Origin of the sequence: Bariatricus sp. TF06-38A, assembly GCF_027690675.1 — a bacterium.
In the GTDB taxonomy this organism is placed as follows: domain Bacteria; phylum Bacillota; class Clostridia; order Lachnospirales; family Lachnospiraceae; genus Allocoprococcus; species Allocoprococcus comes.
The window spans coordinates 20,532-41,114 of record NZ_JAQFCE010000005.1 but is presented as its reverse complement, the minus strand read 5'-3'; the positions used below and the strand labels follow the sequence as shown (position 1 = coordinate 41,114).

Below are 20,583 nucleotides of genomic sequence, written 5' to 3'. Positions count from 1 at the left end.
CAAGAGCGGCACGGAAGCCGATGTTCGTGTTCGCATTGCTGCGGGAGTTGTTGCCGTTGAGGTAGAACACACCAGCGTTCGAACCGTTGTTCCAGTTGCCCCCGCGATACACGCAGCGCCTCCTTTATCTCGACACATTCCCCACGGGCTTTACTCGTTCGACTTTTTCCAGCCGCCGAGCATACGCCCGATTTCGTTCAGCTCCTTGCTCCATATTTCGTGGAGCCCCGGAGAGATCAGGCGATCCTCCGGAGAGACTGCCGTGTCTACGAGAGAGCGCAGCACGTCCAGCTTGGTGTCCATTTTATTCTGGAGTTCTACCCGGCGCGAGCCTCTGGCCCTGTTGGCCTCAATGCAGAGCTCCAGCATATCCATGAACGCCGCCGTCATGTGTTTGCGATACTCGAATTTTTCGGGTTTCCGCATATTTGCGGTGCGTTCGCTCACCCGGATCATGCTCCGGACGATACGCTGCCGCAGTTGCAAGTTGTCCATGTTGTTACTCCTTAAAAGGGTAGAGGGTGGCTTGGTGTGCCACCCTCATGCCAGATTTTCAGATTGCCAGATTACCGGATTTCCGGGATATAAGCGGCACGGAAGCCGATGACCGTGCCCGCATCGCCGCGGGAGTCGTCGCCGCTGAGGTAGAACACACCAGCGCCCGAACCGCTGTACCAGCAGCCCCCGCGAGACACGCAGCGCTCGGCTACGCCGTTATTCCACCACATGTAGTCGCCCTCGTATACGTCAGTAGTGACGTCGGAGTCCGGGAGAAGGGCGAGAGCGCGCAGCATAACCTTGGCAGCGTCTCCGATCGAGCTGTCAGCAGTAGCCTGATAAAAGGCGCAGCTTCGGCTTTCATCTTTTGCGTTGGTGATCGAAGTAGAGTACGTCCACTTGTTGTTCACATAGTCCAGTTTTACGGTTTTACCGGAAACATGGGCGGAGCTGTCGGTCGTCTTGCTCTCAGGATCTACAAGGGCGCCGTCTGCGGCGTTGATGGCCTTCCAGCATGTGCTCGTTGCGTTCTGAGGGTTGTCCGGATCGGCTGCGTCGTTGTTTGCAAGAATCTGAAGCTCGCCCCAAACAAGGCGGATTCCTCCCTGCCATTCCCACACGTTGCCGTTCAGATCCCAGATACCAGCCATGGTCTTGTCGTGGCTCCATGAGATCGGGCCGGTGCCAGTTGCAACTCTCGCGATCTTGCCGCTTTCGTAGTAGCTCGGCACGGCTTTGTAATTACTTTCGCGGCTGTCTTTGCCGTAGTTGTTGTTACCATACGGGAGGAAGCCGTTTTTCTTGCACCAGAGAGCGATCGCGGCCCATTCTGCGTTAGTGCTCAGGTGCCAGCCTGCGCCCTTGGCCTCGCAGCGTGCGCGTGCGGTGTCGAAGTTGATACTTGCGGTCGGATCTTCGCCCGGCAGGCTGTACGCTACGGAGTTGTAAACCTTGGCCTGATACTTGCCGTAGTAAAAGCCGGGGATTTCCACGCCGTTGACGATAAAGGCCGGGTGGGTGCTGTCATTTCCGCCGGTGAGTACGTCCGAGTTCTTAAACTTCGGGATATACACCAGAACGGAAGGGAGATCGGTGTCGTCTGTCTTGACGACGTTGTTCGGGCAGATCATTTTTACTGCCAGATTGGTGAGGTCAAAATTTGCCATTTTCTTGTGCTCCTTTCTGCTTATTCAATGCTCCAGAGGATCAGCTTCACCTCTGCCATGTCGAGCGGGTTCTTTGTGCGCTCTACGGTCTGGCGGTTGGTATCGCCGGACTCGTCGGCGCCTTCCTGCGGTTCGATCGGTGTCTCGGTATAGGTTGCGGCCGGGATCTCGATCTGGGCCACATAGCGGCCGCCGGGCTGGGTGCCGAGCATGAGATCACCGCCGCGATCCATGCACACGTCGAGGGTGCGGGCCTCGTCGCCCTGATACTTGGTAACCTTGATGCTGAGCGCGTCGTCGTCGAAGCTGAGACGGTAGCCGTCCTGCTCCCACTGGATCTTTTCGCCGGTGTTCTTCTCGATCACCTGCACGTCGTTGATTTTTGCCATGGTTTATTTACCTCCTTTGATTCTTAAAATAAGGGTGGCGCTCTCTGCGCTTCCGTCGTACTTGACCTTGAAGCCGTTGAGCTGCTTGTCGTAGATCTGGATCTCGCCGACATTTCCGGTGTGGGCCTGAATATCCACGTCCACGGTGTAGTCTGTGTTGTCGCGAGTGATCGCAAGGCTCACGGTCTTGGCGGAGTTGTTGAACGGATAGCTCGCCGTGTTTTTCAGTTCTACGACGTGGCGCTCGATCTCTGTCTGAGACTGGAGCTCTCCGGCTGCGATCAGGAGCATGGCAGCGGCCACGCTGGCGTCTGTGATCCCGCTCTCCATGTTGTTGAAGTGGGCGGCGCTCTGATCGGTTCCGGCCTGAATGACCTCGCCGCTATCGACGTCTACCACTTTGTCGAGCCATTTTGTTGCGTTATACATGTGTCTGTTTCCTCCTTCCTTTATGCTGTGACTTCATAGATCGGGATCGTGATCTTGATCATGGTTCCCTGTCCGGCCACTTTGTTGATAGTTCTCTGCTGGTATGCTGCCTGCTCCCCGTAGGTGTCGATCAGACGGGAGGCGTTGATCGTGCAGGCGATAGAGTCCAGCGTCGGGAACGTCGCCATAACTACCACGTTTTCGCCTTCGATCTTTTTCTGGTTGATCGTTCCGTGGTGCCATGTGCCGTTTGTCTGAGCCTCGACATAGGCGAGAGAGCGGAGCCACTGCTGCCGCCTTCGTCCCATGTAGGCTTCGCCGAAGTATGCCATTTTGTGCCCTCCTTTCGGTTTATTCCCCGCAGCGCTTAGTTCCGCATTTTACGAACGGATAGCAGAACAGGGCCGCCTTTTCGTTCGTGGCTGCTGCGCGTTTTATAACTGAGCCCAACGTCCCCGGCCGTGGAGTTATTCCACATTCAGGGTAGTTGTAGCGGAACGCCTCGGTGTCAGGCTCGGCTGCAGCCGCTTGCTTTACGACGGCGCCGAGTGTTCCGGGCTGCGGATATGTTCCGCAGGTTGTGGTTCCGGCGTGAGTGTAGTCGTATAGGTACGGCTTCACTTCCGGATCTGTTTCAATGCTCGGCTTTATCACGAAGCCGATCGTGGCCGTTCGCGGGTTGGTACCGCATTTCACAAAATCATAACGGTGCAGCTCCGTGTTCAGCGCACACTCAATGCCGGGATCCGGCCCCTGCTGCCAGTAATAGAAAACGCCCGCGATATGCGAGCGCACATTTTTGGCAGCCTGAACGGCGTCAACAAATTTATTAAAATTTTCGCCGTCGGTGTTCGCGTTTGTGGTTAGAGCCGCGAAGGTGTACGGGGAGTCGTCCATCTCGAACCACTCCATGACGTAGCCCTCGCCGAAGTATGCGCCGATCAGACGCTCAACGGCCCACTTGGTACCGCGTTTTCTTTTGATCTGCTGCGCGAGCTTGATTGTGTTCCGCTTCTCTGTCAGGCTCATGCCTTCGGAGTCGTACCAGTCAATGTCCAGCTCCCACGCCATTTCGTTGCACTCCGCCTCTGTGAGCTCGTCTACCTTGTCCCATGTGCGGATTGTGGCCAGACGTTTGCCCGGCTCACCTATGAGCTTGTTCACGGCCTTGCTGAGTGCGATCGCTGCCTCGTCGTCCTGCATGAAGGCGGGCAGCAGTTTTATAAAATCCATGTTTGACACTTTCATGCCGCCCATGCTGTCCACCTCCTTTATCCTCTGACGATATGCTTCACGGTCTTTTTACCGGAGAACTTGGCCACGGTCGTGCTGTTGAGCTCGGTGTATTCCGGTTTGATGATCTGCACGCGGGTGGCTCCGATTAGATCGTCGGCCCAGTCAGGGCAGAGGATCCGCTTCCGGAGCTCGTCTGGGTTTATGTCCTGATTCAGTGTGGAGCCCTGCCAGTTGATATATTGATCAATAGCCCCGCCGGATCCTTCCACGTTCTGCACCACTTCGGACTCGTTGGCTTTAGTGGTGTAGTAGGTGAGTTCTATGTCATACTCGTGAGTTTCTGGAGCTTCCACCGTTACCATGTCAGTGAGAGGTCGAACGTCGTCCGCAGAGCAGGCGGCCAGCACGTCGGCCAGCACGTCCTCGCTCGGAATCTGTCCTCCGGCGCAGATCGGCACGATCTTGACACGGCCGTACATATTGCGGCCGATCTGGATCTTTACCGTCTCGGCTCCAGCGAGAGATCCGGAGAGTGAGAGAGTCAGAAGCTCGTCGGCATACTCGGCCGTATAGTCTGCCCCTGCTGTGGCTTCGGATCCGTCGCTCAGGAAAACTACCAGAGTGTCCGGCAGGAGATTGGCACCACCTTGGAAGGCGTGCCCGGCGTAGGTTTTCAGGGTTCTGGTGATCGTTTCCTTTTCGGATTCCACCACCGCGTCCGTGACGAGAGAGTTCGCGGACAGCGCCCAGTATTTGTAGGCTTTGGCCGGGCCTGCGGTGCTGAGTTTGTTCTCAGCCTCTCGGATTCTCTCACGGTACGGTTCGTCCTCCTCACGGTCGCCTCCGCCTTCTGTTATGGTCAGGTTTGTTACTCCGTCGAGTAGTGGAACGTCGGAGACGTCCACGATCTCGGAGATCTCGCCCTCGTCTATGTTGTTGTAGTCCGTGCCGCCTTCCTCGGCAGTTGCTGCCACGTCCACATAGAGGCTACCTGCATAAAGCACGGCTGTGGTGTCTGTCAGGAAATAGTGAACGAAGTCACCAGTTACTCGAAGTCCGGCCGGTATAATGATATTAGAGCCCACCGTTTCGGTAACTGTGAACCGTAGGGTGGTAGTGGCATAGGTAGGATCGAGACGGATCACGTCTCTGTTTTCTCCCAGAGCGTCCAGAACAGTGCCCCTTGCATATCGGAGCATTTTTTGGCGGCAGGCGTCGTTTACTGTGTTGTAAACAGTGACGATCACCTTCGCCATGGTGTCGCCGAAGATTCGGCGCTCGTCACCGGGGTAGAGAGGCTCGCCGACGCCGTTCTCTAATTCTTCCAGTATATCGGTGTAGATTGTTTCGTCGGTTGTCTCTATGAATTTAAGCTCGCTCATGCGTCCTCGTCCTCCTTTCTTTGGATAATGTTCACGATCATGCCGAAGTCGCCAGAGAAGGCAGCCGCCGGATCTGAGGCGATACTGTCAGACTCCACGCGGGGCTCGAAGGTTTCCAGAACCCACTCCGCGTCAGCTACGGCTTCGTCGGTCGCGTTCGGTTTGTCGATCAGAGTCCCGTCAACGCCGCGCACGCGATCGTATGCGACTTCACCGCGGACGATCCTCAGTAGATTGGCGGCGCACACTTCTGGGCTCCCGTTTCCGCTTGCTCTCATGGCGTCACCTCCTTATGCGAGAGTTACTTCGGACAGATACACCCAGCTATTGATCCCGTTAGGGTGGCCCAGTAGCACCTTATTTTGGCTGCTCTTGATCTGGCTCACCCTATGCTTTCGTTGTTTTACCCAGTTTGGTATCTTCTGGCCGGTTGCGTACCTGCTGCCGGTCGGCTTCACATAGTCGCCGACTTTGATCGTTTTCTTTGTGGCCTTTTTGGCCGCTGTGTTGGTTGTTTTCTTGACGGACTTCGAGGCGGTGCTCGCTTTCACATTCAGCGCGGTGGTGCTTACCTTCACGCTGGTGGTGGCCGGATCGTATTCCTTGAATGTGAAGGAAAGAGTGGCCAGAAGCAGCCGCCCCTTGCCGTCCACCTTTGTGTTGCTTACCGCGACTTTTCGGAGCTGGAGCTTCGGCCCCAGCTTCTTGCCGCCGAGATAGAAATAATTCACTTTTGTGACGAGAGCCTTCCAGCTCTGGATCTCCGCCCATACGTCAACGCCTGCGCCTGAGTGCAGCACGGTGGTGAATGAGAGGGGGAAAAGCTCGGTGCCTCGTTCGTTAGTCGTCTTTTTGTCCTCGGTGCTGGTGTTTTCGTCGGCCACCTGCTCGTAGGAAAAGGCCAGCCCCTCCAGCGCGACGACTTGCTTTGATGATACGGCCCATTTTTTTGAGCCCCACTGTGCCATTGTTGGCATGGCTGTACCTCCTTAGTTTGGTTTTTTAGTGGATCCGCTGCCCGTTTCGACGCCTCCGTGGGTGTGCCCGCTCAGGCTTATGCCGCGAGCTGTGACGTCGCCCTTCGGTACGTTGATATTACCGGCCGAGAGGCTCGGCAGGTAGCACCCCCATTCACCGTCCGCCCGGCCCAGCAGCAGCCCGGTGGAGTCGTCAAACTCCACATAAACCACCGCCGTGCCTTTTGAGAGGTTTCCGGTGGATCCGCGGAGGTGCCACGGGATCGTGATCTTTGCGGTTGGCTTGGCCCCGGCGTCAGACGGTACAACGCGAGCCGTGTTCCCTGATATGCTGGCGATCGTGCCTTTATTGATGTTTCCCATTAGTAGCCCTCCAGAATGTGTCGGAAGTAGATCGTGGATTTATTTCCGACAAAATCATGCCGGACTTTATACACAAAAACGGTACCGTCCCACATGGTTGCCCTTGGTGTTGATAGTGTCAAAATGCTGGCGGCTGCATATCCGGTCATAAGTGACTTGGAAAAGTAGCCGGATCGGGCGAACTTGTTCGCGTTCCGCAGCAGCCCCTTGGCGAAGCGTGCCGCCTCTGCATTGCTGGTTACCTGAATAGGCACCGCAGGGCGGAGCACTGAGCTGTTGGAGCTGTCGGCTATAAATTTTCCGGAGTAGCTTCCGCTTGCAATTTCGCAGGATCCGTACATTCCGCCCCGGTTGTCCTCATAGGAGAAAACGCCGTTTTCATCTACGGAGAGGCTACCGGCTGGAGTCTGGCCCTCTATGTACTGCTCGTTATACGCCAGTAGCTTGCCGTCAAATATAAGCATTTGGCAGCCTTCCAGAGTGCAGAGCCGGTGAAATAGGGCGAAGTCTGTCTCGTTGTCCTGTTTGATATACGGGTAAACCTGATCCGTGCAGCCGTAGTTCTGGAATGTTAGCCCGTGATTTCCTGCGAACTCATTCGCCAGTTGCAGGAACCGGACGCCCTCCCAGCTTTTACTCTTTTTTGTCTTGCCGCTTTTCGGCATGGACATGGCTCGGATCGTAAAAAGCCCGTTTTCTGGTTTCATGGAGTGCACGAACATTTTCCCGGTATCACTCGCGCCTTCTTTGAATTGCACGGTGTCACCTTCGGCCGGTTGCCACTTGCTCCATGTTCCCTTGGTGTCGTTGAAGCGGATCACGAGGGTGTCGGCTTGCTTTTCTGCGAACATTTCGTGCACGCAGTAGTTCACCGACACGTCCCCGTATATATCCACCCCGTTGTAGTAGAGGTTCACGCGCTGTCGTCCTCATCCTCAGAGTCCCGGCGCCACGGCGGCAGAGTTTCCGGCGTCTCTGCACCTTCGACGATCGGCAGCCGGAGGGCCACGTTCGCGTCGAAGATCAGCACGTCCGCATAGTCGGGGTTAAATTCTGCGATATAGTGCGCCAGCATTTCCTCCCCGTACATTTCGAGGGCCAGCGCGTCGAAGGTGTCCCCTTCGCGTGTCGTGTAGTCTTTGTAGCCTGTTACTCTACGCATATTGAGCCACCTCCCGCATTTTTATAAATTCTTCCAGCCAGTCGAAGAACTCGGCCTCGTGGGCTTTGAGCTTCGCCATGAAGTCGTCCGCGTCGTCGCCGGTTCCTTCTGTCTGGATCTGTGGGCTCCATGTGAAGCCGGAGAAGTCGTAGTAAACTACCACGCCGCCACTGTCTGCCAGACTTCCGAGAGAGAAGTCGTCCAGAGTCAGAAGCCTTCCGGCCGTGCTTGTGAGTCCTTCGCCAGAAGATCCGCCGGTTGTGCTTGCAGTGTTGAACACTGAGGTGATCATGGTTTCCAACTTATCCCAGAGGGTTGCAAGAGGAACCACCGCCTCGGCGCCAGCTTCACCACCAGCCAGAAGATTGTTACCTGCTGCGCCGAAAATAGTCGGGCGCGTCAGAATACCGCCGTCCTTGTACCATGAAATACCGAAGTGTGGTACGCTTGGCGGGTTGATCGAGAAGCTGCCGCTGATACTCACATGAGGGAGTTTCAGGTGTGGCAGGCTCCACGAGAAATTAAACTTTGATTTTAGGGCGCTGATCGCGTTTCCTACGGCGTCCCTTGCTGCCGACATTTTGCTGCTGATCGTCGAGTAAATACTGGAGAACTTACCCGACACTGTGCTGAGTGCGGAGCTGAGTCCTGAACTCATGGTGGAAGTGATTCCACTCATTAAGCTGGAAACGGTAGACTTTGCGCTGCTCAGTTTGCTGCTGATCGTGCTCCGGATGCTTTCCCATTGAGAGGAAGCGGTAGAGCTCACACTTGACCACGCAGAGCTTGCCACGCTGGTGATCGTACTCGTTGCCGAGCTTACGGCGGAACTGGCCGCCGAGATCTTGCTGCTCACTGTGGAGCTGATTGTGTTCCAGAGAGAGGAAGCCGTGGAGCTTACGCTTGACCATGCGGAACTTGCCACGCTGGTGATCGCACTCGTCGCGGTGCTTACTTTCTCCTTGGCTGCGTCGATTTTGGAACCGATCGTGCCTTTGATCCCTTCCCAGAGGGAGGAAGCCGTGGAGCTGATTGCGTTCCATGCTGCGTTTGCTACGTTGGAGATCGCAGTCGTCACCGTGGTGATCTTTTCTTTTACGGCGTCGATTTTTTCGCCGATCACGCTCTTGATAGTCTCCCAGATAGAGAGCACTGTGTCCTTGCAGTTTTCCCAGATAAACCGAAACGGCAGCGTGATGATCTGGAAGGCTGCGCTGATAATTTCCTTCACGGCCATGATCCCGACGGTCACAATGTTTTTAATTGTTTCCCATGCTCCGGACAAAAATCCGGTGATTGAGTCCCAGATATTCGTGAAGGTGTCGTGGATCTCGGTCATGGTTCCGGTAACGCTCGAATAAATTCCGGATAAAATTCCGGAGAAAAACGAGACGATCGCGTTCCATGTGTCCGTGAAAAATGTTTTGATTCCCGTCAGGATTCCGGAGAAAAACGACGAGATCGCGTTCCATGTGTCTGAGAAAAATGTTTTAACATTCGTCCAGACGGTTTCCCAGTCGGTGCCGAACCAGCCCAGAACGGTGTCCGCCAGAGAGGTGAACGTGCTGATCCAGTTCTCGAAGGTTGCCACAACGAAGTCCCAGACTGCGCCGAAAACTTCTTGGACGCCCTGCCATACCATGTCCCAGTCACCGGTAAAAATTCCGGCGAAGATGTCAAACAGGCCGGTCAGAATGTCGAGGGCCTCGTTCAGAATATTGCTGATCTGCTGGAATACGCCCTCGAAAATCGGAGCGAGCACCTCGCAGAAGCCGTCCCAGACTGCCTTCATTACTTCGGTTATGTCCTCGAACTCGAACCCCAGCGCGTTGAGCCTGTCCACAATTCCTTGCCCGAACTCGTCGAACTTGGCCTTGATTCCGTCCCAGATCGCTGTGATCTTGTTCCTAAATTCTTCGTTGTTTTTCCATAAATTCGTAAAGGCGAGAGCCACGGCCGTGATCACTGTGATAATAGCAATAGCCGGAAGCGATACGCCTCCCAGTGCTGCAGCGAGTTTTACCAGTGCGCCCTTCACCATTGCGATCTTGCTCGATATGGTTCCCCAGTTCATAGCCGCGATAACGGCACCGAGGCCGCTCACCGCTATGGTCACTTCTGGGATATGTCCGCCGAGCCATTCGATCGCCGGGATCACGCCGTTGGTGATAAACTGCACACCTGCTCGTAGCTTACTTTCCAGCGCGTCGTAAATTTTGAGCCCCAGTTCCTCGAAGGCGCTGTTCATTGCCGCCACGTCGCCGCTGAGGTTGTCGTTCATAATATTGGCCATTTCCTCAGCGGATCCAGAAGCTCCGCGGAGTTCTTCCTCGTACCCGGCGATATTGTCCATGCCTTCGTTGAGGATCAGGTTCAGGCCCTTGGTGGAGTCTGCGGTAAAAGTGGAAGATAGCGCGACGGCTCGTTCTGCGTCGCCCATTCCATTTGTGGCGGCTTCCACTTCTGTGAGAATGTCGGTGAGATCTCGGAAGTTGCCCTGTGCGTCCATTACGGCCACGGAGGTTTCCCCGATCTTGATCGCGCCGTCCTTCATTCCGTTGGTTATGTCTCGCATAATCGCGGCCATGGCGGTTCCGGCTTCAGATCCTTTGTAACCTTGGTTTGCCATTCCTTCGAGCAGCGAGGTGACGGTTTCGACGTCCTGCCCGGCTGCATTTAAGTTGGCTGCGCAGTTCTTGTAGGCTTCGCCCAGTGCTTCGGCCGTGGTGTTGCTGTGGCTTTGCGCGTAGGAGAGCAGATCTGCGAAGTATGCGGCGTCTCCGGCCTCCATGGCGAAGGCGCTCAGGTAGTCCGTTACCATATCGGAAGCCGCTCCCAGTTCCATGCCGGAAGCGGCGGCCAGATTCAGAACGCCGCCCAGCGCACTTGTGGACTGATCGGCGTCCCACCCGGCGAGGCTCATGTATTTGAGGGCCTCGGCTGCATTGCTGGCCGAGAAAACCGTGGTGGCGCCGTATTCTCTGGCGCAGGCTTCCAGTTTCTCGAAGTCCTCACCGGTTGCGCCACTGATTGCCGATACCTCGGACATGGTGCTGGTGAAGTTTTGGCCCAACTCTATGACGTTTCCGACCAGATTTTTGATACCGTCCACCGCTCGCATGATCGCGTCGGCTGCGAGATTTGCCAACGTAGCCTTAAACATGGTGAAGCCGTCGTCTGCCTTTTTGGCCGAGCTTTCGACTTCCTCCAGAGAATTGTCCAACTTGTCCGCTGCGTACTCTGCGTCCGAGAGCTTGGTTTTGTTCTCGTGCAGTTCGCTGGATAGGTCTTGGATCTGTCGAGCGAGTTCCCGCGCTTCGTCGCTGGTTTCCCCTTGTTCGGTTGCAACGTCAACGTATCGCTGTTTTAACTGTTGGAGGGTGTCCTCCTGTTTGGAGATTGTAGAGCGCAGCGTTTCAGCTTCTCCGCCTGCGTCGTCCATGGTTTCGGACAGGGCACGGGCGGCTTTTTCTGCCGCGTCCAACGTGCCGCGATTTTCCGTCAGTTCACCGGACAGTTCTTGGATTGTACTCGCGAGCTGTTCGGCTTCCTCGGTTCCTTCTTGGCCGGTCACAATGTAGTCGGCGTAGCCTTGTTCCAGATTTTTGAGGACTGTCTCCTGCGTGCTGATCTTTGCCGCCAACTGTGCGGAAGCACCGGCGGCTTCGAGCGTTTCTTTGCTCATTTCCTCCAGACGAGAGACGGCCGCGTTTATAGCCGATTGAAGGGAGGGGCTGAGGGATCCGGCGATCTCTATCGTAGATTGTAGAGTATGGTCTGCCACGTCCTCACCTCCTTGTGTGCTTTGGCCTCCTTATGTTTAGCGGCCGATTTTTCTCAGCGCGTTTTTTTTCGGCTGCGAGATCCTCGGCCGCTTCTGCATACTCTATGATGAAGTCAGTTACTCGCTTTTTTTCGAGCTCTGTCGTGCTGGTGTGGTAGACTCTGGCGTAGTCGCGGTAGGCTCTGCGGAGTCGTTTTCCTGTGGTTCCGGCTCCGATTTCAGCATAAAATTTCGGCCGAGGGCCATTACCTCCACAACGTCCGCGCCCTTCATGCGCTCCAGATCGGAAAAGTCATAAGTCGGATTCACGGCCACGATCGCAGCATAGCCGAGGTAGAGGTGGAGGCCGAAGTCGAACTCTGCCGCTGCGGACACGGACAGGTTCTTCATACCTGCAGCCGCTTTTCTCTTTGCCTCAGCAGTTGCGAAAAGCACGCCGTCGATCTCGTTCGTGTCGTACTTCATTTCTGTGATTTTGTCCCCGTTGATCATCACGGGATTTTTCAGAGTGAGGGTTCCGTTCATTTTGTTCTCCTTTCAAGCAAAAAAGAGCCCGCCAGTGGCTTGACCGGCGGGCCGTGGTTATTTTTTGATTACTGCATTAAAGCAGGTTGTTGATCTGGCTCATGTAGTCCTCGCCGTTGATACGGAGGATCTGAGCCAAACGGTCAACGCAGCAGATCTCGACGCCATTTGCGTAGATCTGGAGCCTTGTCACGTTGTAAGCGTTCTCGGCTTCGGTTGCGCTGCCGACTTCGACGCCCAGCTCAGGGAATGAGCCCGGCATAGTACGCACAAAAGCCTTGCAGCCTTCGGTTGCGGTGGATCCGTCGGATTTTACGACATTCTGAACCCAGCGGAACTCGAAGCTCTGCTTTTTGAGGCGGTTCATGCGGCGCAGGCCGTTGTCTACACCGATCTTTGTAATGGAGAGCTCCATGTTCTCCAGAAGTCCGATCAGTGGCACGGTCATGTTACCCATGGCCTGCACGTCAGCGGTTAAAAATTCAATACCGGGCAGAGTGAAGGCGACATCCTTCGCCACCAGAGTGCTGTCCGCGTATACAGTGTCGGCCACTACCGGGCCTTTAATATCGAGCCATTTTGCCATTGTTCTGCACCTCCTTATTCAGTAGCAAAAAAGGACTGGAAGCCTTCGTCTGTGTAGCATACGCGAGCGGTGCCAGACTTGAACGGAGGCGTGTTAGTTACGGAGAAGTCCCAAACGAAGTCGCCGTTCAGCATGTTGCTGGTAGGGTTCGCGCTCTCCACAAATTCCACGGACGGGGTACCGATCAGGGCACCGATTCCCAGAAGGGTGTCGAGCTTTTCCTTTTCAAAATTCAGCACGCTGTCCTTGTCCTGCGGAGTCATAGGGCTGTCGATCTCAGTTCCGTGATCCTTCTGGAAGCTGTTCGTGATATGCTCCAGCATACGGATATTTACGTCGAAGATCGCGCGGGCGTCCATGCTGCCGTTGTACTTGTACGCAGCAGTATGAGGGCCCCACAATACCCAGCGGCCACCCCAGAAGCAGGCTGTTGTGATTCCTTTTTCGTTGAGCTTGTTCGCGGTTTCCTGATCGAAGCCGCGGTTCTTGGAGTCCTCGCCGAAATACTGGCTCGTGGCCATGATTTCCTTGTTGGACGGAGATTCAAACGGAACGCCGTCGTGGCTCAGGTCTACGCGCTGCATAGTGGCGGCGCCTACTGTGGACAGCCAGAAGATCCGGCCGTTGCCGTCCTTAATCTTCGGCCAGTATACCTTCGAGAACTCGCTGGTGTAGCCGTTGTCAATGGCCCATTTCTGAGCCTTTGCGAGCGTGTCGATCTTGGTTCCTTTGTCCTCCAGAGGAACGTCGGCGTGAACGAAGCCGTCCCAGTGGCCGTTGAGTTTCTGGATAGTGCTCACCATGGCCTTGTATACGGCCGGGATATGACTCCAGCCCGGAGCTGCCAGAATATTGAGCACGGCGTTGTGGTACTGATAGAGTAGAGCCATGGAAGCCAGTCCGGTATATTCTCCGGTTTCGGTTTTCTCACCGATAATGTCGGCCGCCTGCACCTTGGAAGTATCCACGGTGTCGAAGGTTGCGGAGAGTTCGGCCCCGTCAGTCTCTTTGAGCAGTGTCACGGTTACTGTGTGCTTTGCCATGCTATAAGAGAGAGCATAGTCCACGCCCTCGGCCTTGTCAGCGATCGCGAAGGTGTCGAGAATAATCTTGTCGCTCTCAAACTCTGCCTTGCCGTCTGTGAAGGTCAGGGCCTTTGTGGTTTTCTGTGCGGATTTATGCACCGCAGGATCGAGCACGTTCACGATATAGATCGGGCCCACATTTCCGACGGTGTTGTCGAAGTGCTCAGCGAACGCAGAACCGAGGGTGAATGTTTCCCAGTCGTCGGAGTAGCCGACGAGGCTCTGGACTTCGCTCATATTGGTTACTTTTACCGGCATATTAACGAGATCTTTGTCAGCGTAACCCCTGATCAGGTTCACCGGTGCGGTGCCGATATACGCGGCCACCACGTCGGCCTGAGTGACGGAAGCCACTTTGCTTTCGCCGATTTCGCCATATGCGCCATGCAAATATGCCATGTTTTAGTCCTCCTTATAAAAATTCTTCGTATTCTTTCGGGATCGCCGGAGTCGTTCCGATTTCCAGCGCGAAGCTGATCCAGCTATGCCAGTACGGGTAGTAGTCCCAGACATTGCCGTCCTCTGTGAACGGGCCGAACTTGATCCCTTGCTCTTTTACGAGCCTATGGCCTGCGATATATTCCGCAGTTTCGATCTCGCGGAGTACGAGGTCGGCCAGATTGTAGTAATCGCGCCAGCCGTCCATGTTTCGCGAGTATGTTTTGGCAGCTTCTCCGGTATTGACGTAGTAGGAGTAGCCGCCGGTTGCCTTCGCGTTTTCGCGAGGGTTGAAAATCTCCCCGCCGTGTTGGCCGGGATTCCAGCAGGCGAGGCAGAGCCGGATCTGGAGCTGCCTCTTTTTCTGAATAAGCTCGTCGCTTCCTTCCATGAGCTGCACGCAGACGGAAGGGATCGGAGCGGCCACGTTTGGCGGCAGCCGATCCTTTCCCGGAACGTATAAAGGGAACGCCGCGGGGTTTACCATAACAACGTCGTAGCCGGTGTCGTTCCGGTAGTCGTCCGGCAGTTTGAGGGTGATCTTGCTGCATACGTTTTCAGTGAGCCAGCTCACTATTTTGTCGATACTGTTTACCAGTGTCATGCTGCCGTCACCTCCTTAGCTCATGCGATTCTGGCGAACCGCGATCTGTACGAGTCCCATTTCCGACATGGTAGTGACAACGATCACCTCGCGGCCGTCCAGATTGAGAAGGCGGCCGGGATCCAGATTTTCTGGAAGGTCGGAGGCTTTTCCCATGATTACCATGTCGGCCTCGTCCATTCCATGAATACGGTTGTCGCCGATTTTACTCAGCTTGGCCATTATGTCGCTGTCAATTACCACCGGGACTTCCTTCCCTTCGATTCGGTGAAGGTCTGCGAACTCGTCCAGATTCAGGAAAATGTCCGAGAGATCCTGCTTTATTTGGTCTTTGAAGCTCACGAGCTTACGCCTCGGAAGGTTCCGCCTCGATTTTTGCGGAGCTGTCGGCTTTGGCCTTGGCTGCCTCGATCAGGGCGATCACTTCCTTTTTGCTGCGGACTGCGCTCGCGTCTACGCCATACGCTGCTGCAGCTTCTCTGAGCTCTGTCATGTTCAGGCCGTTGTATTCTGAGAAAGTGCTTTCCGGCTCCGCCTCATACACGGCCACGCCAGCCTCCACCAGCTCAGCCTCGCGGGCTGCGTTGATAGAGAAGGCAGGAGAGTGTTTCGTCATAGGTTCCACGGTTCCGTTTTTAACGAGCCCGTAGGTGCCTTTGATCATTCGGATCATGTGCTCACCTCCATTATTCCGGATCTGCTGCGTTCAGATCCGGGAGATCGTCGCCGTCTGTGTCCTCGTCGTCAACCATGCCGCCAGCGTTTACTTCTGCGGCTGCGATCGCGTCCACATAATCGGCTTTCTTTTTGCAGCCGGTAACGTCAACGCCGAGATCACCGGCGAGGTTCTGGAGCTGCTGGATCGTCATTTCTTCGAGCTGGCTCTTTGCAAGGTGGCCGGTCACTTCCTGCTCGTCCGCCTCGTCTACTTCGATTGCGCCGCCGACGTATTCAGCGACACCAGCAGAGACGAAGTGCTCCGCCTGAGTGTCCTCGCACTCAAATGGGCCGTCCGCTGCTGTCATTCTCTTGTGGGCGTGCTTGGCGTCATAATAGCCGACGGTTCCCACTGTTACCCTGATTTTTCTCATGGTTTTGCTCCTTTCTACTCGGTACGCTTAGTTGATAACTTTCGCCACGCTGAACGGGCACTCGTTGTTAGGCATAGGCAGCGGCGCAGAGCTGAGAGTGAGCTCGCGGGTGTTGTGAGCAGCGTCGCTGATATACTTCGGCACGTCCACGCCGGTGTAAGTATGGAACTCGCCGTCGGCCTGCTCCACCTGAGTGATCGCGCCGTAAACAGTACGGCCAGCAGCCGGAGCGCCTACCGCGATCATGCCCTGCGGGATATACTGCTTTACAGTTCCGTCCAGCTCGGTGTATGTGTCCTCATAAGTAAGGAAGTCGATCATTCGGCCCTTGATATTCAGGCGGGCGATCTTGGAAGCACCGGCAGGCAGAGTCTCAGGATCTACGCCTCCGATATTGTAGTTGCGGTTGTCGAGCAGTTTCAGGATCCACGGATTGCGGAGGAAAAGATCCGCAACGTCTGGAGCCATGAGGCACTCAGTCGCAGGGAGCCCTCTTTTGCTCAACATGGAGATCATGGCGGCCACGTCGTCGATCATCTGCTTGCCGCCTGCCTCAGTGTCGGCCCAGTCTGCGGAAGGGGTATATTTTGCCGGGTTGCTGGTGCCGTCATAGTAACGGACTTCCTTTTCCTCGTAAGTGCCGAGGTCGTTCGTGTACTCGTGCATAATGCAGCCGTTGGTGAAGATTACCTCGGCAGCCATGGCCTCTTTTCTGCGGGTGTTCATGTCGCGGAGTTCGTCGAGATCTCCGAGCATGATCACGCCCTGTCTCTGGGCCGGAGTCAGGTTAGCATAAAGAGCCTCCCCGAAGCCTCTCTTTTTCAGGTCGTCAATGGAGAGTGGGCGCTTCGGTGCAATATACGCCGGAGTGAAGCGCTTCATGGTGTAGCCTTCGCGCAGGATCGTGATTCCGCCCTTGCGAGGTGCTACAAAAGGTGCCGCTTTCTTGGATCCCTTGCGGTATTCCACCAGCACGTCGTCAGTGGCGAACACGTCAGAGGCGGCGTTAGTAGGGAAATAGCGATCCAAAAGGAAAGAGTGAAGCGGCGGGAGCTGCTGCACGGAGGCAAGCAGTGTGTGGGTATCATAAAAATTAAAAGCCATTTGTCTGTCCTCCTTGTTTTTTTAGTATGCTACGGCGTCAGAGAGCAGGATTCCGGCAGAGCGGAGCGCTTCCTTGTCCGTTTCACTGATCGCATGGCTGTTGTCAGTGATCAGGCTGTTCTTGTTAAAATGGCCGGTACGGTATGCAGTCGCTACCGCGTCGGAAGCGGTTCCGACTTCCACGTCGTCAGCCAGCACGCAGTTGGCTGTCAGTGTCTCGTTGCTTTTCGCAGCGGTACCGAGAATTACACGCAAGCCGTCGCCTGCGGTACCGGCGGAGAGTGCCAGAACAGTGCCGCGCTTGTAGGTTTTGGCCTCGGTGGCTTCCTTGCGGATCTTCACGGTGAAAACCTCTGCGGGCGGGTACTGGCCGTTGATCAGGTTGTCGAAGCCTACGGCCCCGATCGTTTCGTCGAGTCTTTTACTCATTACTTCGTACCTCCTTTGGTCTGGTTGTAGGCAGAAACTACCGCCTGAATGTCTGCTGCGTCCTGTTCCTGAGCGTTTGCAGGTGCGCCGCCGTTAGGTGCTGCGCCTACGTCTGCGGCTCCGGATTTTGCTCCCTCTGCCTGATATGCTGCGAGGAAATTCTGGCCGGACGCTGCGCTGGCCTGCATAACACGGAAGCAGAGCTCCTGAGCTGTGCAAGGGTTGTCGCCGTACTTGGCGTCGTGTACGAGCTGCTGATCCGGGATAGAGGCGGCGATAGAGTCGATCTGCTCGATTCTCTGGCGTTCTGCTGCCACGGCCTCACCGGAAGCGTTCTGCGCTTCGGTTCTTGCGCTGGCCTCGATCTGGGCCACGATCTCCGGGTATGCTGCCCTCAGTTCATTCTCGTCCATAGGTTTGTTACCTCCTTCTTTTTTTGCCGCCTTTGCGGTCGGCTTCTTTTTATTTGCTCCGGGCTTTGCAGCCGGTGGAGTCGCGATTGCTTTCACCGGGATAGTGCCCGGCACATGCTGGAGCCCGTCAACATTGTGGCGTACTCCATTAACAAAAAGCACCTTTCTGTCGGCGCTCATGCTCATTTCTGGATCGTCCTCGTCCTCTTTGATTGCGTCAGCGAAGCCCTTCTCCAGAGCTTCGCGGCCGGTGAACCACGTCTCCTTGGTCATCATGCTGCGGAGAGTATCGACTTCGATCCCTGTCTTGCTGTTGTAGATCTCGGCGACGGCCCGCTCGCTGGCGTCCATTCCTTTCATAAGCTGCTTCATGTCCTGCATGTTCATGTAGTCCCAGAGCATAACGCTTACGCCGTGGATCATAATCAGGGAACCGGGGTACACGGTCACTGTGTCGCCCGCGCACATGATAACGCTCGCAGCGCTGGCCGCGATTCCCTCGACAATGACGTTCACCTCACCGCTGAGAGCTTTCAGCGCGTTGTGGATTGCGATCCCGGTGTAGAGATCGCCGCCGCAGCTATTGAGCTTGACGGTGATGTGTCCCTTGTCTTTGACTGCTGCCAGATCCTCCATGAAGCCCTCCGGCGTGATAAAAAGGCCGGGCTCCGGTTCGCCTGTCCACCAGTCAACGGGCTGCTGGCTCATAACGTCGCCGTAGAGAGTGATCTCTCCCTCGTCGTCGCCGGTGCTGGCCATATTCCAGAACTTTGTCGCCGCGGGAGCTTGTGGAGCAGCAGCCGGGCCCATGATTAGGCCGCTATGTTTGGTTTTCATTGGCTTATCCTCCTTGTATGGTTTGCTTTATCTGCTCGCCGATCACGAGACTGCGGAGAGCCACCGTGCCCCTCTTGCGAGCTGTTTCGGGGTTGTGTGGATTGTCGTCGCCTTCTGGCGGATCCTGTTCGCCGTCCGGTTCCGCTGTTCCGGTGCCGCTCTGGTGCGGATCTGGTGGATTGCCTCCGAGCTTTTCGTTTTCACGTCTGAGCTGTTCCACATTGCTGTCCCATTGGCCACCGTTTAGGCGGATCGTGCTCTGCTCGTGAGTGGAGAAGCCTTCACTGCACGCGAGGATCTCGGCCGTGATTTCCTTCACCGGATCAAGCTGTCCCTGAGACGGGCCGAGCCATTCGCTGCCGAGATACGCGGCGCGGATCGCTGGATTCTGGAAAAAGCCCGGCGCATATATGCGGCCACGGGCCACGGCTTCGCTCATCCACACTTCATAGCATGGGCGGCAAAAGTCGTCCGCCAGCCATTCGCGGCGCATTTTGAACGCCTTCCACGCTTCCAGTAGAGCAGCACGGCTCGCACTGTATGAGGCGTTGAAGGATTTCAGGAGCAGATCGCTGGGAATTTCCAGCGCGGCGCCTACTTGTGCACTGATCGCTACGGCGAATTTGTCGAAGCTGCCGTTCGGGTGCGTCGGGTTTGCAAATTCTACGCTTTCACCCGGCCCCATGACATTGATCTGGCCCGGCCCCATGCTGTACTCGTTCGGGTTCCGCATTTCTCCGGGTGGTACCGGATCCACCTCATTGAATGGCATTTCATCAGTCGGGGCTTCTGTCTTAATGAAGGCAGTGTAAAAGCTCTCGACGACTGCGGCCATGAGTTCGGACTCGGTATACCTGCGAAGCTGCAGCAGCGGCTCGATCACCTGCGCGAGATAACTCACGCCGCGGTACTGATCCGGGCGCTCTGTGTCAATGACGTGGAGCACATTCGGAAGACCGGTGCTTTGCTGGTATGCCAGAACGCGGGCCCATTCAGTAACCGGAGCGCCGAGCTCATACGGGTAGTTGCTGCGTATGTGATACGCTACCACCATGCCGTTCTTGTCTACTTCCACGCCGTCGTATATGGTGTTGCCCGTTTCTGAGTTCTTTCCGGTCGTGTAGTAGAGTGTAGTCCCGGCCCCGTAGTTGTTCGGGGTTGCGATTCTGTCGGACTCGATCAGGTGGACGCGGAGAGAGTAGGGGAGCAGCCGAGTGGTTTCGTACTGCTTGATCAACCCTATGCAGTCGCCGGAGAGCAGCCACGAGATCAGCGCGAGCTGCTGGAGCCCGTAGAAGTTATTCATGCCGGTGGCGTCGCAGGCTCTCTTGTTGCTGGCCCAGAGGGAAAACTCTCGCTCTGTTTCTTTCTGCCACCGTTCTGCCTGATCCGGTGAGAGTCCGAGCACTTCGCGGTCGATCCGGCTTTTAAGCCTGAGTCCGACGCCTACCACGTTTGTGCGGTTGGTTTTGATCGCCGAGGTAGCGATCGGCGCGGCCATGTATAACATGCGGGCACGCTGTCGCATGGTGTAGTTGTTGAAGTCTATGTCCTCGTGAGCGGATCCGCTGGGAGCATTGAAACCTTTCACGGCTTTTTTTCTCCAGCTTGCGCCCGCCTCTCCGTAGCCCTTATTCTGAGGGCGTACGTTATCCGGGAGATATAGCCCCCTCGTTTGGTCGTACTTCGTTTTTCTCACCTCCTTGCAAGTAATTAAAAACGGCAGCGGCCGCGGTATCTAAAGGAGCGAAAATGTCCCGCAGTCGTCGCCGTAGTAAAGCCAGCCGATCGGCCAGCATTTACCCATTTACCAGTCGCGGGGGACTACCCCCACGGCACGGCGAGCAGATCCGCCCGCCAGTTCAGCCTCCAGCTCACGGACTCGCTTTTGCAGCTTCGCGATCATGTCCTGAACGGAAGCGAGCGAAGTCTGGTACCGTTGCAGGTTTCTGGAGCCGATTGTGTAGAGCTGCACCCCGTCCTTGCTGAGCATGTCAGCCTCACGGGCCAGATACGCACTGAGTCGCGTCCTCGTTTCTGTGAGCTCTTGCTGTATGGTTTCTTTTGATCTCATGGGTTCACCTC

At 55.9% G+C, this 20,583-nt stretch carries 25 protein-coding genes; all 25 read right to left on the bottom strand.

Annotated elements, in window-relative coordinates:
* Positions 1-150 precede the first annotated feature (150 nt).
* Positions 151-495, bottom strand: coding sequence for a diversity-generating retroelement protein Avd (avd, locus tag PG418_RS06320; protein ID WP_004220709.1), 345 nt, complete (start codon positions 493-495; stop codon positions 151-153).
* Positions 496-566: 71 nt separating this feature from the next.
* Positions 567-1,664 (bottom strand): formylglycine-generating enzyme family protein, encoded by a 1,098-nt coding sequence (locus PG418_RS06315; protein WP_498837234.1) that lies wholly within the window; start codon positions 1,662-1,664, stop codon positions 567-569.
* Positions 1,665-1,684: 20 nt separating this feature from the next.
* A complete protein-coding gene (locus PG418_RS06310; RefSeq protein WP_498837233.1) occupies positions 1,685-2,053 on the bottom strand; it encodes a hypothetical protein in 369 nt (122 codons plus the stop codon).
* 3 nt (positions 2,054-2,056) lie between these two features.
* The gene (locus tag PG418_RS06305) at positions 2,057-2,482 is read right to left on the bottom strand and encodes a hypothetical protein (RefSeq protein WP_118043808.1); all 426 of its coding nucleotides are present in this window, start codon (positions 2,480-2,482) and stop codon (positions 2,057-2,059) included.
* Between the two features lie 20 nt (positions 2,483-2,502).
* Entirely contained in the window at positions 2,503-2,814 is a 312-nt protein-coding gene (locus PG418_RS06300; RefSeq protein ID WP_498837232.1) for a hypothetical protein, read from the bottom strand.
* A gap of 19 nt (positions 2,815-2,833) precedes the next feature.
* Entirely contained in the window at positions 2,834-3,739 is a 906-nt protein-coding gene (locus PG418_RS06295; RefSeq protein WP_004220696.1) for a phage tail protein, read from the bottom strand.
* A gap of 14 nt (positions 3,740-3,753) precedes the next feature.
* A complete protein-coding gene (locus PG418_RS06290) occupies positions 3,754-5,100 on the bottom strand; it encodes a baseplate J/gp47 family protein (RefSeq protein WP_498837231.1) in 1,347 nt (448 codons plus the stop codon).
* Positions 5,097-5,378, bottom strand: coding sequence for a hypothetical protein (locus tag PG418_RS06285; RefSeq protein ID WP_004220685.1), 282 nt, complete (start codon positions 5,376-5,378; stop codon positions 5,097-5,099). Before PG418_RS06285 ends, PG418_RS06290 begins: the two co-directional genes overlap by 4 nt.
* 12 nt (positions 5,379-5,390) lie before the next feature.
* Complete coding sequence (locus PG418_RS06280) at positions 5,391-6,077, bottom strand: hypothetical protein (RefSeq protein WP_009299072.1); 687 nt, start codon at positions 6,075-6,077, stop codon at positions 5,391-5,393.
* 12 nt (positions 6,078-6,089) lie between these two features.
* A complete protein-coding gene (locus PG418_RS06275) occupies positions 6,090-6,440 on the bottom strand; it encodes a hypothetical protein (RefSeq protein ID WP_008398612.1) in 351 nt (116 codons plus the stop codon).
* The gene (locus PG418_RS06270; protein ID WP_498837230.1) at positions 6,440-7,357 is read right to left on the bottom strand and encodes a phage late control D family protein; all 918 of its coding nucleotides are present in this window, start codon (positions 7,355-7,357) and stop codon (positions 6,440-6,442) included. The genes PG418_RS06275 and PG418_RS06270 overlap by 1 nt, the downstream gene beginning before the upstream one ends.
* Positions 7,354-7,602: a tail protein X gene (locus tag PG418_RS06265; protein WP_005933311.1), complete on the bottom strand. Its 249-nt coding sequence runs from the start codon at positions 7,600-7,602 to the stop codon at positions 7,354-7,356. Before PG418_RS06265 ends, PG418_RS06270 begins: the two co-directional genes overlap by 4 nt.
* Entirely contained in the window at positions 7,595-11,287 is a 3,693-nt protein-coding gene (locus tag PG418_RS06260; protein WP_498837229.1) for a phage tail tape measure protein, read from the bottom strand. The genes PG418_RS06265 and PG418_RS06260 overlap by 8 nt, the downstream gene beginning before the upstream one ends.
* A 216-nt stretch (positions 11,288-11,503) precedes the next feature.
* The gene (locus PG418_RS06255) at positions 11,504-11,911 is read right to left on the bottom strand and encodes a hypothetical protein (RefSeq protein ID WP_005933302.1); all 408 of its coding nucleotides are present in this window, start codon (positions 11,909-11,911) and stop codon (positions 11,504-11,506) included.
* A 76-nt stretch (positions 11,912-11,987) separates the two neighbouring features.
* Positions 11,988-12,497, bottom strand: coding sequence for a phage major tail tube protein (locus PG418_RS06250; protein WP_498837228.1), 510 nt, complete (start codon positions 12,495-12,497; stop codon positions 11,988-11,990).
* Positions 12,498-12,511: 14 nt separating this feature from the next.
* Positions 12,512-13,981, bottom strand: a complete 1,470-nt coding sequence (locus PG418_RS06245) for a phage tail sheath family protein (RefSeq protein WP_158438954.1) — start codon at positions 13,979-13,981, stop codon at positions 12,512-12,514.
* 13 nt (positions 13,982-13,994) lie between these two features.
* Positions 13,995-14,624 carry a hypothetical protein gene (locus PG418_RS06240; RefSeq protein ID WP_498837227.1) on the bottom strand — a complete coding sequence of 210 codons (630 nt, stop codon included), beginning with the start codon at positions 14,622-14,624 and terminating at the stop codon, positions 13,995-13,997.
* Positions 14,625-14,639: 15 nt separating this feature from the next.
* Entirely contained in the window at positions 14,640-14,966 is a 327-nt protein-coding gene (locus PG418_RS06235; protein WP_498837226.1) for a hypothetical protein, read from the bottom strand.
* A gap of 4 nt (positions 14,967-14,970) precedes the next feature.
* On the bottom strand, positions 14,971-15,297 hold the full coding sequence (locus tag PG418_RS06230; RefSeq protein WP_154301618.1) for a response regulator receiver protein: 327 nt from the start codon (positions 15,295-15,297) through the stop codon (positions 14,971-14,973).
* Between the two features lie 13 nt (positions 15,298-15,310).
* Positions 15,311-15,715: a hypothetical protein gene (locus tag PG418_RS06225; RefSeq protein WP_004220650.1), complete on the bottom strand. Its 405-nt coding sequence runs from the start codon at positions 15,713-15,715 to the stop codon at positions 15,311-15,313.
* Between the two features lie 27 nt (positions 15,716-15,742).
* Positions 15,743-16,819 carry a major capsid protein gene (locus PG418_RS06220; protein ID WP_498837225.1) on the bottom strand — a complete coding sequence of 359 codons (1,077 nt, stop codon included), beginning with the start codon at positions 16,817-16,819 and terminating at the stop codon, positions 15,743-15,745.
* A gap of 21 nt (positions 16,820-16,840) precedes the next feature.
* Positions 16,841-17,248, bottom strand: coding sequence for a head decoration protein (locus tag PG418_RS06215; protein ID WP_270466931.1), 408 nt, complete (start codon positions 17,246-17,248; stop codon positions 16,841-16,843).
* On the bottom strand, positions 17,248-18,498 hold the full coding sequence (locus PG418_RS06210) for a head maturation protease, ClpP-related (RefSeq protein ID WP_498837224.1): 1,251 nt from the start codon (positions 18,496-18,498) through the stop codon (positions 17,248-17,250). Before PG418_RS06210 ends, PG418_RS06215 begins: the two co-directional genes overlap by 1 nt.
* Positions 18,499-18,502: 4 nt before the next feature.
* A complete protein-coding gene (locus tag PG418_RS06205) occupies positions 18,503-20,089 on the bottom strand; it encodes a phage portal protein (protein WP_226973370.1) in 1,587 nt (528 codons plus the stop codon).
* A 216-nt stretch (positions 20,090-20,305) separates the two neighbouring features.
* Positions 20,306-20,572, bottom strand: a complete 267-nt coding sequence (locus PG418_RS06200) for a DUF6148 family protein (RefSeq protein ID WP_004220635.1) — start codon at positions 20,570-20,572, stop codon at positions 20,306-20,308.
* Between the last annotated feature and the right edge of the window lie 11 nt (positions 20,573-20,583).

What these genes read in the sequence shown, in the direction of transcription:
- avd (WP_004220709.1), bottom strand. Translation starts at nt 495, where the DNA reads ATGGACAACTTGCAACTGCGGCAGCGTATCGTCCGGAGCATGATCCGG.
- PG418_RS06315 (WP_498837234.1), bottom strand. Translation starts at nt 1,664, where the DNA reads ATGGCAAATTTTGACCTCACCAATCTGGCAGTAAAAATGATCTGCCCG.
- PG418_RS06310 (WP_498837233.1), bottom strand. Translation starts at nt 2,053, where the DNA reads ATGGCAAAAATCAACGACGTGCAGGTGATCGAGAAGAACACCGGCGAA.
- PG418_RS06305 (WP_118043808.1), bottom strand. Translation starts at nt 2,482, where the DNA reads ATGTATAACGCAACAAAATGGCTCGACAAAGTGGTAGACGTCGATAGC.
- PG418_RS06300 (WP_498837232.1), bottom strand. Translation starts at nt 2,814, where the DNA reads ATGGCATACTTCGGCGAAGCCTACATGGGACGAAGGCGGCAGCAGTGG.
- PG418_RS06295 (WP_004220696.1), bottom strand. Translation starts at nt 3,739, where the DNA reads ATGGGCGGCATGAAAGTGTCAAACATGGATTTTATAAAACTGCTGCCC.
- PG418_RS06290 (WP_498837231.1), bottom strand. Translation starts at nt 5,100, where the DNA reads ATGAGCGAGCTTAAATTCATAGAGACAACCGACGAAACAATCTACACC.
- PG418_RS06285 (WP_004220685.1), bottom strand. Translation starts at nt 5,378, where the DNA reads ATGAGAGCAAGCGGAAACGGGAGCCCAGAAGTGTGCGCCGCCAATCTA.
- PG418_RS06280 (WP_009299072.1), bottom strand. Translation starts at nt 6,077, where the DNA reads ATGCCAACAATGGCACAGTGGGGCTCAAAAAAATGGGCCGTATCATCA.
- PG418_RS06275 (WP_008398612.1), bottom strand. Translation starts at nt 6,440, where the DNA reads ATGGGAAACATCAATAAAGGCACGATCGCCAGCATATCAGGGAACACG.
- PG418_RS06265 (WP_005933311.1), bottom strand. Translation starts at nt 7,602, where the DNA reads ATGCGTAGAGTAACAGGCTACAAAGACTACACGACACGCGAAGGGGAC.
- PG418_RS06260 (WP_498837229.1), bottom strand. Translation starts at nt 11,287, where the DNA reads ATGAGCAAAGAAACGCTCGAAGCCGCCGGTGCTTCCGCACAGTTGGCG.
- PG418_RS06255 (WP_005933302.1), bottom strand. Translation starts at nt 11,911, where the DNA reads ATGAACGGAACCCTCACTCTGAAAAATCCCGTGATGATCAACGGGGAC.
- PG418_RS06250 (WP_498837228.1), bottom strand. Translation starts at nt 12,497, where the DNA reads ATGGCAAAATGGCTCGATATTAAAGGCCCGGTAGTGGCCGACACTGTA.
- PG418_RS06245 (WP_158438954.1), bottom strand. Translation starts at nt 13,981, where the DNA reads ATGGCATATTTGCATGGCGCATATGGCGAAATCGGCGAAAGCAAAGTG.
- PG418_RS06240 (WP_498837227.1), bottom strand. Translation starts at nt 14,624, where the DNA reads ATGACACTGGTAAACAGTATCGACAAAATAGTGAGCTGGCTCACTGAA.
- PG418_RS06230 (WP_154301618.1), bottom strand. Translation starts at nt 15,297, where the DNA reads ATGATCCGAATGATCAAAGGCACCTACGGGCTCGTTAAAAACGGAACC.
- PG418_RS06225 (WP_004220650.1), bottom strand. Translation starts at nt 15,715, where the DNA reads ATGAGAAAAATCAGGGTAACAGTGGGAACCGTCGGCTATTATGACGCC.
- PG418_RS06220 (WP_498837225.1), bottom strand. Translation starts at nt 16,819, where the DNA reads ATGGCTTTTAATTTTTATGATACCCACACACTGCTTGCCTCCGTGCAG.
- PG418_RS06215 (WP_270466931.1), bottom strand. Translation starts at nt 17,248, where the DNA reads ATGAGTAAAAGACTCGACGAAACGATCGGGGCCGTAGGCTTCGACAAC.
- PG418_RS06210 (WP_498837224.1), bottom strand. Translation starts at nt 18,498, where the DNA reads ATGAAAACCAAACATAGCGGCCTAATCATGGGCCCGGCTGCTGCTCCA.
- PG418_RS06200 (WP_004220635.1), bottom strand. Translation starts at nt 20,572, where the DNA reads ATGAGATCAAAAGAAACCATACAGCAAGAGCTCACAGAAACGAGGACG.